The sequence below is a fragment of the Kribbella sp. NPDC049227 genome, assembly GCF_043197265.1.
In the GTDB taxonomy this organism is placed as follows: domain Bacteria; phylum Actinomycetota; class Actinomycetes; order Propionibacteriales; family Kribbellaceae; genus Kribbella.
The window spans coordinates 683688-697482 of the sequence record NZ_JBICST010000008.1 but is presented as its reverse complement, the minus strand read 5'-3'; the positions used below and the strand labels follow the sequence as shown (position 1 = coordinate 697482).

The window sequence follows — 13795 nt, the reverse complement described above, 5'->3', positions numbered from 1 at the left end:
CCACGCCCTCATCGCCCTGGCCATGCTCACCCTCGGCGGCTACCGACCACCCCTCCCCGGCCGAACCTGACCCACACATCAGACAGGAGACCCGGTTAACCGCTCACATTGTCGCCGGCCGCAGCTGGAGGGCGGGCTTTCGGCGAGGGTTGCTTCGGCAGCACCGCGGACACCATCTGGCGACCTCGGACAGGTAACACCTTGTCCGCAGACCGCAGTCCCTGCCCGCAGTACCCAGACCCTGTCCGCGGTCCCAGTCCTCGTCCGCGGTCCCCAGTACCCGAGTCGCTCGGCTAGAGGTACTTGTCGGCGTGGTCCGATTGGACTTGGGCGACCAGGTCTTTGACTCGTTCGCCGTCGGCCAGCGGGCAGACCATGGTGACGTCCTGGGTGTGGACGATGATGTGGCCGCGGAGGCCCACGGCGGCGACCAGGTGGTCGGGGTCGTCGGTGACGATGATGTTGTCGTGCGAGTCGAGCAGGCAGCTGAGCGTGGTGCCGTCCGTACGGTTGCCGCAGGCATCGGCGTCGTAGGTGCCGGCCAGGGCCGCCCAGGAGCCGACGTCGAGCCAGTGCACCGGCATCGGTACGACGACCACGTCGGCGTCCACCTTGCCCTGTGAGGCCGGCTCCATCACCGCGTAGTCGACGCTGATCTTGCGCAGATTCGGGTAGATGCCGGCCAGCGTCTGCTCCCGCTCCGGGGTGTCCCAGACCGACGCGACCTGACGCAGGTTCGTCGCGGACTCGGGCAGCAGTTCGTCGAGCACGCTGAGCACCGTCTCGGCCCGCCAGACGAACATCCCGGAGTTCCACCAGAACCGCCCGGTGGCCAGGTACTCCTCCGCGGTCGCGCGGTCCGGCTTCTCGCGGAACCGGTCGACGACGTACGCCTGGGTGCCCTCGATCGGCGCACCGCGCTCGATGTACCCGAGGCCGGTGTGCGGATGCGTCGGCTCGATCCCGAACGTCACCAGCGACCGGGCGCGCTGCTCCACCACCTCGAAGCCGCTCACGATCGCGGCCCGGAACTCGTCCTCCGGACTGATCAGGTGATCGGACCCGACGAAGGCCACCACCGCATCGGGATCGTTGCGCGCGACCACCGCGGACGCGAGACCGACCGCGTTCGCCGTGTCCCGGCGGGCCGGCTCACCGATGATGTTGTGCTCGCCGAGCTCCGGCAGCTCCTTGCGAACCACATCGCTGTACGCACCGACCGTGCACACGTAGATGTTCTCCGGCTCGACCAGTCCGCGCAGCCGGTTGTACGCCACCCGCAGCAAGGACTCCCCCGCCGCTAACGGCAGCACCTGCTTCGGCCTGTCGTCCCTGGACATCGGCCACAGCCGCGTCCCCGAGCCCCCGGCCAGGATCACCACGTTTCGCATTGGGAGACCCTACCCGGCGTCGACGGGTGGCGGCAGCCGTAGGTGCGCCAGATCCGGCGGCACCGGCGTCGTCGTCCGCCAGAAGGCCTCCGACTCGCCGTCGAGTGCTGTCGCGGGCGCGTCGGTCAGGCGGAAGCGATCGCGCAGCCGGCCGTAGAAGTCGGTCGGTCCCAGCCGGACCAGCCGCAGCCGTCGCGGCGAACCGTAGACACCGATCCAGTCACCCGGATCGAGAACCCCGCGCAACTGCCCGTCGATGCTGACCGCGGCCTGCCCGGAGTGCGGCAGCACCCGGAGCGCGACCGGCTCGTCGGGTGCCGCGACAACCGTTCGATTGAAGGTCATGTGCGGTGCGACCGGAGTGAACACGACCGCTTCCATGTTCGGCGACAGGATCGGCCCGCCCGCTGCGAAGCTGTACGCCGTCGACCCGGTCGGCGTCGCCACGATCACCGCATCGGCCGAGTACGACGCAAGCAGCCGGCCCGCCAGGTACACACCGAGAGCCACCTGGTGATCCCGCGCGAGCTTCTCCAGTACGACGTCGTTCAACGCGGTGACGTCCAGTGCGACACCCCATCCGTCGCCCTCGGTCGATTCCGGGCGCACGGCCGGCGGCGGCAACGACGGACCGTGCCCGTAGCGCAGCAGCGACTCGATCCCGCTCGGGATCTCCAGCGGACGGGACGCCCGCATGGTCAGCGTCATCCGCTCCTCGATGGTCGCGCCGCCGTGGTGCACGGCCTCCAACGCGGTTTCGACGTCGCTGCAGGCGACCTCGGTCAGGAAGCCGACCTTGCCGAGGTCGACCCCGAGGACCGACGCGTTGTTCTTCGCGGCGATCCTGGCCCCGCGCAGGAACGTGCCGTCGCCGCCGAGCGTGACGACCAGATCCGGGTCCCCGGCGTGGTGCAGCTCGTCCATGCCGCCGCGCCGTTCCGCATGCGATTTCCACACGTCGATGTCGGTGCAGCCGATGCCGTGCCGGTCCGCCCACGCGCGCACCGTCGCGGCTGTCCGCACCGCCAGCGGACGCCCCTCGTGAACAACAAGTCCAAGCCGGCGCACAGGCACGACATCCTCCTCCGGACGGTTACTGCCTCAACGGTAGCCGCCCCGACGAACCCGGCCCGGAACGGCGGTCTCCCCGCCACCACTCAGTTGCCATCAGCAACGTCTTTCGCCCTCGACTCCGCCGCGGCACTGACGATCGGGTCGGTCTCGTCGTCGAACTCCCCGATCACCTCCTCCAGCAGATCCTCCAGCGCCACCACGCCGAGCGGTTGGTCTCCTCCCTGGACGACGGCCAACTGGGACCGCTGATCGCGCATCACCCGGATCGCCGTGGCGACCGGGGTTTCGGCGGGCAGCCGCAGCGGCTCCGTCATCAGCTCGGACGCGTGCAGCGTCGTACCGCCCGCCGTGGTCGCGCGGGCCGCGTCGCGGACGTGGACGATGCCGCAGATCGTCGTACCCGGGCTGACGACCGCCAGGCGGGAGCGACCCTCGCGGCGGCTGGTGAGCTCGACCTCGCGCGCCGACGCCTCGGCCGGGACGGTGACGAGCTGGGAGATCGGGGTCATCACCTGGGCGACAGTGGTGTTCTGGAGCGCGAGCATCGCGGTGAGCAGGTCGTGCTCGGGGTCCTCGAGCGTGCCGTGTTCGCGGGACGACTCGATCAGCAGCCGGAGTTCGTCGGGTCCGTGCGCGCTGGCGAGCTCGTTCTGCGGAGTCACTCCGACCAAGCGGACACAGGCGTTGGCGATCCAGTTGAGCACCAGGAGGAGCGGCCGGAAGACGTACGTGAAGGCGCGGAACGGCAGCGCCAGCAGCAAGGCAGACCGCTCGGGGTTGCTGATCGCCCAGGACTTCGGGGCCATCTCGCCGAGCAGGACGTGCAACAGGCCGATGCCGCCGACCGCGATGATCAGCGCGATCACATGACCGACACCTTCGGGGATGTGCATCAGTTCGAACAGCGGATGCAGCAGATGCGCGACCGCGGGTTCACTCAACGAACCAAGGCCCAAGGTGCACAGCGTGATGCCGAGCTGCGCACCCGCGAGCATCAGCGACAACTCGCTCACACCGGCGATCGCGGCCCGCGCCGAACGGCTGCCGGCCGCCGCGGCCTGCTCGAGCCGATGCCGCTTCGACGCGACCAGAGCGAACTCGGCGGAGACGAAGAAGCCGTTCAGGACCAGCAGCACGGCCGAGATGAGCAGAGCGAGCGGCGTACTCATGGCAACCGCTCCATCACGACGAGACCCGGCACATGCCGTACGACGGTCTGGACCGACAGCCGGACGAACTCCTGCGGGACCGGCCGCCCCTCATGGTCGAACCGCCGGCGCAGCTCCACCGCCACCTCGTCACCGATGACCGGAACCCGGCCGAGCTGGGCCATCACGAGGCCGGACACGGTCTCGTAGTCGTCGTTCTCGGGAAGCGCAATGCCGGTGGCCTCTTCGACCTCGTCCAGCCGCCACCGCGCGGGCACCACCCATGACCCGTCGCCGCCCTGGACCAGCCCGGTCTCCGGCAGGTCGTCCTCGTCCCGGATCTCGCCGACCAGTTCCTCGGCGATGTCCTCCAGCGACACGATCCCGGCGAAACCGCCGTACTCGTCCACCACGATCGCCAGCTGCCGGTGCGCTGTCCGCAGCCGCTCCAGTACGCCGGGCAGCGGAAGCGTGGACGGTACGACGGCCGAAGGCGTCGCCAGCGACCCCGCGGTGACCCACGACCGGTCCGCCGGCTCGACCTCGACGACGTCGCCGACCGCGATCACCCCGACGACCTCGTCGACCGAGTCGGCGATCACCGGGAACCGGGTGTGGCCGGTCTCCTGCAGCTCGACGACCCGGGTCAGCGGGTCGTCCTGGTGCACCGTGATCACGTCGACGCGGGGCCGCATCGCCTCGCCCGCGGACCGGTGACGGAAGTCGAGGCCGCGGTCGAGCAGCCGCATCGTGTCCTGGTCCAGGAGACCCTGCTCGTAGGACTCGACGATGATCCGGTCGAGCTCCTGCGCGGTCGCACCCTGCGGCAGCTCCTCGACCGGCTCGATGCCGACCCGGCGCAGGATCCGGTTCGACGTCGCGTCGAACACGTGGATGAGTGGTCCGGCGATGGTCAGGTACATCAAGGTGGACCGGGCCAGCCGGAGCGCGATCGCCTCGGACTTCGCGATCGCCAGGTTCTTCGGCGCCAGCTCCCCGAGCACCATCTGGATGATCGTTGCCACCAGCAACGCCAGGATCACCGAGATGGACAGGCTGACCGACTCCGGTACGCCGGCCGAACCGAGCACATGCGACAGGCCTTCACCCAGGTAGGGCTCGGCGACGTACCCGGCCAGCAGTGCGGTGATGGTGATCCCGACCTGGGCGCCGGACAACACGAACGAGAGCCGGCTCGTCACCTTCAGTGCGCGCGCGGCGGCCGCGTCACCGCCTTCGGCCCGCGACCGCAGCCTGCTGCGGTCCACCGCGACGTACGCGAACTCCTGCGAGACGAAGTAGCCAGTGGCAACGGTCAGCACCAGGATCAGAGCCAGGCCGACCAGGATCAACATGTACAGACCCTACGAGAACTCCAGGGACATCAGCAGCGCAGGGTCCGAGGTGTCGACGGCCTGGGTGTGATCACAGGGTGGACGGCTTCCAGGGCAGCACCTTGCCGTCCCGGATCAGTTCGCCGTACTGAGACGGATCGACACGGTCGGACAGGAGCAGGTCGACGATCGGCACCACCGCGTCGGCCGGCGACTTGGCCTGGCTGAAGTCGTCGAACCACGGTCGCGACGCGCGGGTGTCGACGAGCCCGGGACAGACGGATGCGATCAACGTGCCGTCGGCAAGGTCGCGGGTACGACGTTCCGCGGCGACTGCCCGGACTGCGGCGACCTGCGCCACCTTCGACGGGAAGTTGATCCACTCCGGCCAGCCCTTCGCCGCGGCCGTCCCGTCGTGGATCGCCGCCCGCCAGTCCTCGACGGCCCGCTCCACCTCGTCGAGCGTCACGCCGTCGAACCGTGGCCACAACTGCTCGGGCAGGTGATCAAGTGTCCCCAGCGAACTCGCCACCACGATCAGCCGCCCGCCCGGCCGCAACACCGGCCCGAAGGCCCGCAGCACGTCCTGTGCTCCCCGATTCGCCACGTCGATGAACACATCCGCCTGCTCCGCCTGCCCCCGCTCCGGCACCAGCGGCCCCACCGCGTTCGACACGACGATGTCCACCGCGCCCAACTCCGCCGCCAACCCTCGTACCGCCGCTCCGTCCGTAACATCCAGCACCCGCCCCTCCACCCGGGCCACCCCGTCGAGGTGAGCGACCGCGTCCGCAACCCGCTGTGGGTCGCGGCCTGTCAGCAACACCAGGTCGTCGGGGTTCATGCGGTCGGCGAGGGATTGGACGAGGGCATAGCCGATGCCTTGGTTGGCGCCGGTGACCAGTGCGATTCGTTCGGTTGTCATGGGGCCACCGTAGGTTCGGATCGAACATGGCTCCAACGAGACTTCGGCACCGGTAGTATGCGTAAACGTCATGGATTTCTCCGATGTCTCCCTGATCGCGCTGCGGGTGTTCCGCGAGGTCGCCGAGCGCGGCACGTTCACGTCCGCCGCGACCGCACTCGGCTACACCCAGTCGGCCGTGTCACGGCAGATCGCCTCCCTGGAGCGCGCCGCGGGCGCGCCTGTGCTCGAACGCCGCCGTGAAGGCGTCCGGCTGACCGAGGCCGGACAGGTCGTCCTGCGCAACGCCGCCGGCGTACTCGATCAGATCGACGCAACCGCGCGCGAACTGGCCGGCCTCCCGGCCGCCGGTGGCACTGTCCGGCTGGGCTGGTTCCCGAGCGCCGGCGCGGTTGTGCTGCCGCAGGCAATCGGCGCGCTCCGCCGGTCACATCCGTCGATCGCGGTCACCACCCGGGAAGGCTCGACTCCCGCGCTCGTGCGGGCACTCCGGGCCGGGAGCATCGACCTGGCCCTGATCGCCTCAGCCCCTCCCTTCCGGCCACCGGACTCGGAGTCGCCCGCGCTCGCCCTCGAGACGCTGGCCGAACGCAGCCTGCGCCTCGCCGTCCCCGCCGGCCATCCACTGGCAGCCCAGGACTCAGTGGACGTGGCCGAGCTGCGAGGTCAGCGCTGGATCGCGGCACCCGCCGCCGGCGAGGAGCAGCTGATGGGCGTCTGGCCAGGGCTGGACGAGCGACCCCAGGTCGCGCACACCGTCCGCGACTGGCTCGCCAAACTCCACCTGGTCGCCGCCGGCGCCGGACTGACCACGATCTCCACGTCGATGGCCTCGGCGGTGCCGCCCGGCGTCCGGGTCCTCACTGTCCGTGGCGGTCCCGAGGAGTTGCGCCGGACGATCCTGGCCCGGCTCCCCGGCCGGATGTCAGGACCCGCCGCGCTCCTCGCGGACGCCCTCCGCGCCGCGGTTCCCGGCCTCGGCTGACGGCGGCTCGACGGCCGGCGGGTCGTCGTCCTCGCCGTTCTGCACCTTCTTGAACTCGTTCATCGCGCGGGCGGCGTTCTTCGTCAGCTCGGGCAGCTTCTTCGCGCCGAACAGCAGGACCACGATGACCAGGATGACGATCCACTCGCCGCCTTCGGGCAGCGCCAGGTATGGCACCATGACAAGCCTTCTTTCCGGGAATCCCCTCCACGCTACGTCGCGGCGCGAACCGTAGGGTGGGCCATATGTCACGAGTTCTGCCCGAGCTGTTCGCGGCCGCGGTCCGCCGGGACGGCGGCGCCCCGTTCCTCACCTACTACGACGACACGACCGGCGAGCGGATCGAGTTGAGTGCCGTCACCACCGCGAACTGGGTGGCCAAGACCGCCAACCTGCTCGTCGACGAGTACGACCTGGAGTCCGGTGAGACGGTCGCGATCGGCCTGCCGCCGCACTGGCTCGGCGTCGTCTGGGCCCTGTCCACCTGGTCGGTCGGCGCCTCGCTGACCACCGGCACCGGCACCCTCGCGATCACCGGCCCGGACCTCACGATCCGCGGCGAGCGGGAGACCGTCGCGTCCGCACTGCTGCCGCTGGGCGGCCGGTTCCGCGAACCACTGCCGGACGGGATCCACGACTACGGCGCCGAGGTCTACAACCACCCGGACCTGTTCGTCCCGTTCGACCCGCCCTCGCCCGCGTCACCGGCGTACGACGAACTCACCCACGACGACCTGATCAGTACGGCGGAGCCCGTCGCCGACCGGATCCTGGTCACCCGGGACCTGGCGTCGCGGGACGGAGTAGGGCTACTGGTCGGAGTGATCTCCGGAGGTGGTTCGATCGTCCTCTGTCGCAACCTGGACCCGGCGAAACTGGACCGCCGCGTGCAGGACGAGAAGGTCGACCGGATGTGCTGAGTTGGAGCATCGTGCAGGAGATGCTGTGCGAGGCTCCAACTCAGCACATCTACTGATGGAGGACTGATGCAGCGGTTCGAGGGGCGGGTTGCGCTGGTCACGGCGGGCGCGCAGGGGATCGGGGCCGCGGTGGCCCGGCGGATCGCCGACGAGGGCGGGGCCGTGGTGGTGACCGATCTCCAGGAGGAGAAGGTCGGCCAGGTCGCGGCGGAGATCGGCGAGCGGGCGCTGGGGCTGCGGGCGGACGTGACGAGTCGCGAGGACGTGGACGCGGCGGTCGCCGCCACGGTCGAGCGGTTCGGGCGACTGGACGTCGTCGTGAACAACGCCGGCGGCTGCATCGTGACCTCGGTCCCGGAGGACGCGACCGCGGAGGAGTTCCACCGGCAGCTCGACCTCACGCTGGTCGGTGCGTCCCGGTGCATCCAGGCGGCATTGCCGCACCTGGTGACGACCCGCGGCAATGTGGTGACGATCAGCTCGGTCAACGGACTGGCGGCGTTCGGCAACATCGAGTACGCCGCGGCCAAGGCGGGTCAGATCGCGATGACGGTGAACTACGCCGCCCGGTACGGCCGGATGGGCGTCCGTTTCAATGTGATTGCCCCAGGCACCGTTCGGACCCCGAACTGGGACAAGCAGCAGGACACGCTGACAGAGTTCGCCAAGATGTACCCGCTCGGCAGGGTCGGCGAACCCGAGGACATCGCGGCCGCCGTGGCGTTCCTCGCCTCCGACGACGCCTCCTGGATCACCGGGCACACGCTGCCGGTGGAAGGCGGCGTACTCACCGGCCCGGGCGCCTTCGACCTGACGCCTTCAGGACCCTTCAAGAAGGAGTACCCATCGCAGTGAACAGCTCCTCGGCCTGCGCCAGGGCAGCTGGATCGCCGGTGGTGCGATGCACGCCGCGCAGCGCGTGGGCCTGCTCGAGCTGGTTGCCGAAGGCACCCCAATCCGCGGCCGCGCGGGCGAACTCGTTCGCCGCGGCTGCCTGATCGCCGCGCTGTTCGTCCAGCAGCGCCTGCGCTGTGGTCGCGGAGTACTCCCGCATCGGCAGCAGCGGCACGAGCAGGTCTGCCAGCGCGGCACCAGCCTCGGTCTCCCCCACGGCCAGCGCCGAGCGGACCAGACCTGGAACCCGCGCGGCGAACTCATGGCTGCCCGCCAGATCCGACAGTGAGCGCAACCGCTGAAGGATCTCGCGGACACCGTCCCGGTCGCCGTCGCGGGCCCGAGCCGCCGCGGTCGGCGCCGCGGCGACCGCGACGAAGTCGGGCCAGCCTGCCTCGACAGCCAGCCGGTACCCATCCTCGGCATGCTCCCGGGCGGTGCCGACGCCGAGCTCGAGCTCCGCGGCCGCCAGCGCGGCCAGCACCTCGATCCGCCGCAGCATGATGAACGCCGGACCCGGGTGATCGAGCTGGGCCCGGCACAACGTCGCGACCTCCGCCGGTCGACCGGTCTCGATCATCAGCTGCAGAACAGTGCAGCTGAGCTGCTGCTCCAACTCGAGCAACCGGCGACGAGCCGAGAACTCACGCGCTTCGGCCAGGGTCGCCAGCGCGACCACGGGCCCCTCGATCTGCCAGACCACGAAGCCGTAGTTCAACCAGGTCACGGCCGCGTCCCGGCCCTGCCCGAGCTCGAGCAGCGCGGCCAGCGCGTCCTTGATGTCGACCAGTCCGCCGGTGTCTCCCTCGCCGACCCTGGCCAGTCCGCGGGATTCCAGCGCCCGGTGCGGTACGGCGTACCCCTGCTCGGCGGCCATCCGCAGCGCGCGATCGGCGGAGGCGATCGCCTCGGTCCGGCGGCTCGCCACCAGCAGGATGCTCGCCTGGCCTGCCAAAGCACCGGCCAGGTCCTCGCTCGGACCGAGCTCCGTCAGCATCGCGACGACCCGCTCGATCGTCGCCAGGCTCTCGGCCATGTTGCTCATCGCGTACGTCGACGCGCGCAACGTTCTCGCCATCCCGGGGATGTCGCCGGCGGCCTCGAAACCGGCGACCGCCTCGCGATACGCGGTCCGCGCATCGTCGAGCCGCCCGGTCAGGAAGGCCGCCCAGCCCCACCGGGCCAGCACCTCGGGCCGATCCGGATCGTCCTGCGGCGTCAGGCTCAGCGCGCGATCCAGCAGAGTCAGCGCCTGGCCGGCATCGAGGTTCATCGCGAGCTCGGCGGCCTTGCATTGGTTGCGACGGGCCCGTGGGGTGATCGCGGCGACCGCTTCCGTGTCGCCGGCAGCGGCAGCCAGGTCGAGGGCAGTGGTGAGGTGGTGGGCGATGAGGCTCGGAGTCTCGGCCTGGCACGCGGCACAGCGCAGATCCAGCCAGTCGGCGGCGGCCAGGTGCCGGTCGGCCCGGATCGCCCGCGGCACCTGGCTGTAGGCCACGTCCCGGGTCAGAGCATGCCAGAAGACGTACTCGTGCTGACCCAGCATCGACGACCGCCGGACCGGGCGCACGAGCTCCTTGCGGACGAGCTCCTGCAGGGCCTGGACGACGTACGCCGTGTCCCGGCCGGACAGTGCGCCGACGGCCTCGGCCCAGAACACCCGGCCGACCACGGCGGCGTCGGCGAGCAGGGCCTTGCGCTCGGGGTCGAGCGTGTCCAGGCGCGCGGCGATGATGGCCGCGATCCCCGCGGGCAGCTCACCGGAGGTGGCCTGGTCGACGCCGCACTCGGTCACGATCCGCGCGAGTTCCTCGGCGTACAAGGGGTTGCCGTCGGCCCGTCGTACCAGCCGCCCGCGCGTTTCGGTCGGGACCTCCTGGCCACCGAACATCCGGTCCATCAGCTGCCCGGTCTCGGCTTCGCTCAACGGCGACAGTCCGATCGTGAGCGAGTTCTGCACGGCGCGAGTCCATCGCGGGCCGCGCTCGAGCAACTCGGGGCGGGCGGTGACGACGACCAGCAGCGGGAGGTCGGTCATCCACTCGGCCAGGTGGTCGATGAAGGCCAGCAGCGCGTCCGAAGCCCAGTGCAGGTCCTCGAACACGAGCACCGCGGGCGACTGCTCGGCGAACGACTCCAGGAGTTGCCGCCAGGCCGCGAACGACTCCTCCTGGGTCCCGGCCCCCGCCGGTACGCCGGACACGGCACCGACCAGCGGGCCGACGCGAGCCCGCAGCCAGGCGCGATCGCCGTCGTCGGGCAGGATCGCGTCCAGCTTGGCCACGGCCTCGGCCGGACCGTCGGTGTCGAGGATCCCGGCCTGGACCTTGACGATCTCCGCGATCGGCCAGAACGGCGTCTCGCCGTACGGCACGCACCGGCCCTCGCGCCAGGTGACGAGCTCGTCGTGGCGATCCAGCCAGGCGCCGAGTTCGGCGACCAGGCGGGACTTGCCGATGCCCGGTTCGCCGAGCAGCGTGACGAACTGCGGCAGCCGCTCGGCCACCGCTTTGTCGAACGCGGTCCGCAGCAAAGTGAGATCCCGCTCCCGGCCGACCATCGGCGTACTGAGGTCGCGGATGACGTCCGCGCCGAAGCGCGCCCGGGGTGGGCCGGCCCGCCAGCGGTCGACGTCGTGGCTGATCCCCTTGGCCGCAACGGGTTCCAGCCATTCGTAGCCGAACACCCGGTCGGTCGCCGCATGCGTGCCGGGGCCGACCACGACGGCGCCGATCGGTGCCGACGACTGCAGCCGGGCCGCCAGGTTGACCACCATGCCGGTGACGAACGGCTCGCCGAGTTCCGGCCGCGCATTCAACTGGACCAGCGCCTCGCCGGTCTCGATGCCGATCCGGACCTCCAACGGCCCGGCCGGCAACGCCGCGACCGCGTCGAGGACCGCGAGCCCGGCGCGGACCGCGCGCTCGGCGTCGTCCTCCCGCGACCGCGGCGCCCCGAAGACGGCCAGGATGGCGTCGCCGGCGAACTTCTCGACCGTTCCGCCGTACTGCTCGACCGTGTCCCGCAAGGTCGAGTGGTACGGCGCGAGCCAGCGGCGGACGTCCTCCGGATCGGCGGACTCCGACGCGGTGGTGAAGCCGACCAGGTCGCAGAACAGCACCGTGACGACTTTGCGCTCCTCGACCGGTGCGATCACATCCACGTCCTCCGGGTCCTCCCGCCCTTCGTGCGGGCCGCTCGGCTCAGTTCTTGGCCTCGAGTGAACGGATCCGGGCGGTCAGCGCCTTGAGCAGGGCCTGCGCGACGTCGGAGTTCTCCTTGACCACCGGGGCGAAGGCGAGCGACGACAGCGCGAACGTGGTCAGACCGTCGGGCCCGGCCACCACTGTCGCGGATCGCGGCAGACCGTCGACCAGGGAGATCTCGCCGAAGTAGTCGCCCGGTCCGAGCGGCGCCCGGCCGGTCCCGTGCACCGTGACCTCGGCCGATCCCTCCAGCACCACCTGCAGGCCGGCGTCGTTCGCGCCCTGCTCGACCGCGTGCTGACCGGCTGGGATCGTCAGCGTCGTACCGCGCGCCATCAGATCGGACAGCGTGTCCTGGGACAGTCCTTGGAAGAGATCGATCTTCGCCAGGAACTGCGGCAGGCTTTCGTGACTCATGGGTTCGGGCCCCTCCCTCGGCACCCGCGAGGCGGGTGGCACTGTGAACTGCGCCACAGGCTACCTCCGGACAGGATCGCCGACCACGTTTTTGGGTCCGGTGCAGGGTTCAGCCCAGGGTCCAACTCAGAACGAGAACCAGAACGTCACCCGCAGCGGAAGTCCCGGCGCCGCCAGGCCGAACCACAATCCCCGCGTGAGCAGACACCTCCCGCGGTGTCCGCGGGTCGTCTGCAGCACCAGCGCCCCGGCCACGAACCCGGCCAGCACCCCGAGCAAGCTCGCTCCGAACACAGTCCATCCGCCGACGACCGACCCGACGCCCAGCGCCAGCCAGACCAGTCCCCCGACGAAGGACGCCGGACTCCACAACGCGTCCCGGGTCCGCCATGGCTGCCGCACACCCCGCCCACACGAACACGCCTCGGCGGCATCGGTGGCGGAGTCTCGGGCCATGGATGCAGTGTGCCGACCCGGCGGGTCAGGGGTTCTTGGGCCAGGCCTCCCAGGCAGTGGCGAACATCTGGTCGACGGTGTGGGTGTTCTGCCAGCCGAGATCCCGGGCGGCCAGGTCGCCGTTGGCCACGACGCGGGACGGGTCGCCGGGGCGGCGCGGGCCTTCGTCGGGGGTGAAGTCGATGCCGGTGACGCGGCGGGCGGCATCCATGATCTCGCGCACCGAGGTGCCGGTGCCGCTGCCCAAGTTGTAGACGGGCTCTAGAGTCTTGCTCGCATCCAGCGCCCTGGCGGCGGCGACGTGCGCGCGGGCCAGATCGGCCACGTGCACGTAGTCCTTGACCGACGTACCGTCCGGCGTCGGGTGGTCCGTGCCATAGATCTGCGGGATCTTCCCCTGCGACAGCAGGTCACACACGATCGGGAACAGGTTGTACGGACTCGCGTCGTACACCGCCGGGTCCCCGGATCCGACCACGTTGAAGTAGCGCAGCGACGTGTGGTGCAGCTCCACCGCGCGCGCCTGGTCCCGGAGCAACCACTCGCCGACCAGCTTCGATTCGCCGTACGGACTCTGCGGGTCCGGCGGGGTCTGCTCGGTGACCACCTCGTCCTTCGGGGTGCCGTAGACCCCGGCGCTGGACGAGAAGACGATGTTGCGGATGTCCTTGTCCGCCATCGCTTCCAGCAGCGACACCATCCCGGTCACGTTCTGCGTGTAGGTGTGCAGCGGCCGGTCCACCGACACCCCGGCGTACTTGAACCCGGCCAGGTGGACGACCCCACTCACCCCCTCCAGCGCCCGCCGGACCGCCGGACCGTCGAGCAGGTTCGCGTGCACGAACGGCACGCCGTCCGGGACGAACTCGGCCTTCCCACTGGACAGGTCGTCGATCACCACCACATCGATCCCGTCCGCGCGGAACGCACGCACCACATGCGCCCCGATGTACCCAGCACCACCAGTCACGAGCCACGTCATGTCCCTGATCCTGCCACCACGCGGCGACGGATCCCCACCGTACGGGCCGAACCCGTACCATGA

13 protein-coding genes are annotated in these 13795 nt (G+C 70.4%); 3 read left to right on the top strand and 10 right to left on the bottom strand.

The features are described 5' to 3' along the window. Nucleotides 1-293: 293 nt before the first annotated feature. The 5 genes from ACGFH6_RS36495 to ACGFH6_RS36475 form a co-directional block, all read right to left on the bottom strand. Nucleotides 294-1391, bottom strand: a complete 1098-nt coding sequence (locus ACGFH6_RS36495) for a mannose-1-phosphate guanylyltransferase (protein ID WP_393393578.1) — start codon at nucleotides 1389-1391, stop codon at nucleotides 294-296. A 9-nt stretch (nucleotides 1392-1400) separates the two neighbouring features. Continuing rightward, entirely contained in the window at nucleotides 1401-2465 is a 1065-nt protein-coding gene (locus ACGFH6_RS36490; RefSeq protein WP_393393575.1) for an NAD(+)/NADH kinase, read from the bottom strand. A gap of 83 nt (nucleotides 2466-2548) precedes the next feature. Further along, entirely contained in the window at nucleotides 2549-3634 is a 1086-nt protein-coding gene (locus ACGFH6_RS36485; protein ID WP_393393572.1) for a hemolysin family protein, read from the bottom strand. Further along, a complete protein-coding gene (locus tag ACGFH6_RS36480; RefSeq protein WP_393393569.1) occupies nucleotides 3631-4968 on the bottom strand; it encodes a hemolysin family protein in 1338 nt (445 codons plus the stop codon). The genes ACGFH6_RS36485 and ACGFH6_RS36480 overlap by 4 nt, the downstream gene beginning before the upstream one ends. A 70-nt stretch (nucleotides 4969-5038) precedes the next feature. Beyond that, nucleotides 5039-5872, bottom strand: a complete 834-nt coding sequence (locus tag ACGFH6_RS36475) for an SDR family NAD(P)-dependent oxidoreductase (RefSeq protein WP_393393566.1) — start codon at nucleotides 5870-5872, stop codon at nucleotides 5039-5041. A gap of 70 nt (nucleotides 5873-5942) precedes the next feature. Here ACGFH6_RS36475 and ACGFH6_RS36470 point away from each other — a divergent pair, with 70 nt between their 5' ends. Then, complete coding sequence (locus tag ACGFH6_RS36470) at nucleotides 5943-6857, top strand: LysR family transcriptional regulator (RefSeq protein WP_393393563.1); 915 nt, start codon at nucleotides 5943-5945, stop codon at nucleotides 6855-6857. Here the strand turns inward: ACGFH6_RS36470 and tatA are convergent. Then, entirely contained in the window at nucleotides 6798-7037 is a 240-nt protein-coding gene (gene tatA, locus ACGFH6_RS36465) for a twin-arginine translocase TatA/TatE family subunit (protein ID WP_393393560.1), read from the bottom strand. The two genes, ACGFH6_RS36470 and tatA, sit on opposite strands and share 60 nt — an antisense overlap. 65 nt (nucleotides 7038-7102) lie before the next feature. Between tatA and ACGFH6_RS36460 the strand changes: the two genes are divergently transcribed. After that, on the top strand, nucleotides 7103-7777 hold the full coding sequence (locus ACGFH6_RS36460; protein ID WP_393393558.1) for a TIGR03089 family protein: 675 nt from the start codon (nucleotides 7103-7105) through the stop codon (nucleotides 7775-7777). Between the two features lie 66 nt (nucleotides 7778-7843). Then, nucleotides 7844-8632, top strand: a complete 789-nt coding sequence (locus tag ACGFH6_RS36455; RefSeq protein ID WP_393393555.1) for an SDR family NAD(P)-dependent oxidoreductase — start codon at nucleotides 7844-7846, stop codon at nucleotides 8630-8632. Here ACGFH6_RS36455 and ACGFH6_RS36450 read toward each other — a convergent pair. From ACGFH6_RS36450 to galE, 4 genes are all read right to left on the bottom strand, one after another. Beyond that, the gene (locus ACGFH6_RS36450; RefSeq protein ID WP_393393553.1) at nucleotides 8607-11834 is read right to left on the bottom strand and encodes an AAA family ATPase; all 3228 of its coding nucleotides are present in this window, start codon (nucleotides 11832-11834) and stop codon (nucleotides 8607-8609) included. The two genes, ACGFH6_RS36455 and ACGFH6_RS36450, sit on opposite strands and share 26 nt — an antisense overlap. Before the next feature lie 40 nt (nucleotides 11835-11874). Then, the gene (locus ACGFH6_RS36445) at nucleotides 11875-12294 is read right to left on the bottom strand and encodes a cyclic nucleotide-binding domain-containing protein (protein ID WP_393393551.1); all 420 of its coding nucleotides are present in this window, start codon (nucleotides 12292-12294) and stop codon (nucleotides 11875-11877) included. Nucleotides 12295-12420: 126 nt separating this feature from the next. Next, on the bottom strand, nucleotides 12421-12750 hold the full coding sequence (locus ACGFH6_RS36440; RefSeq protein ID WP_393393548.1) for a hypothetical protein: 330 nt from the start codon (nucleotides 12748-12750) through the stop codon (nucleotides 12421-12423). A gap of 25 nt (nucleotides 12751-12775) precedes the next feature. Beyond that, nucleotides 12776-13732 (bottom strand): UDP-glucose 4-epimerase GalE, encoded by a 957-nt coding sequence (gene galE / locus ACGFH6_RS36435; RefSeq protein ID WP_393393545.1) that lies wholly within the window; start codon nucleotides 13730-13732, stop codon nucleotides 12776-12778. Nucleotides 13733-13795 lie beyond the last annotated feature (63 nt).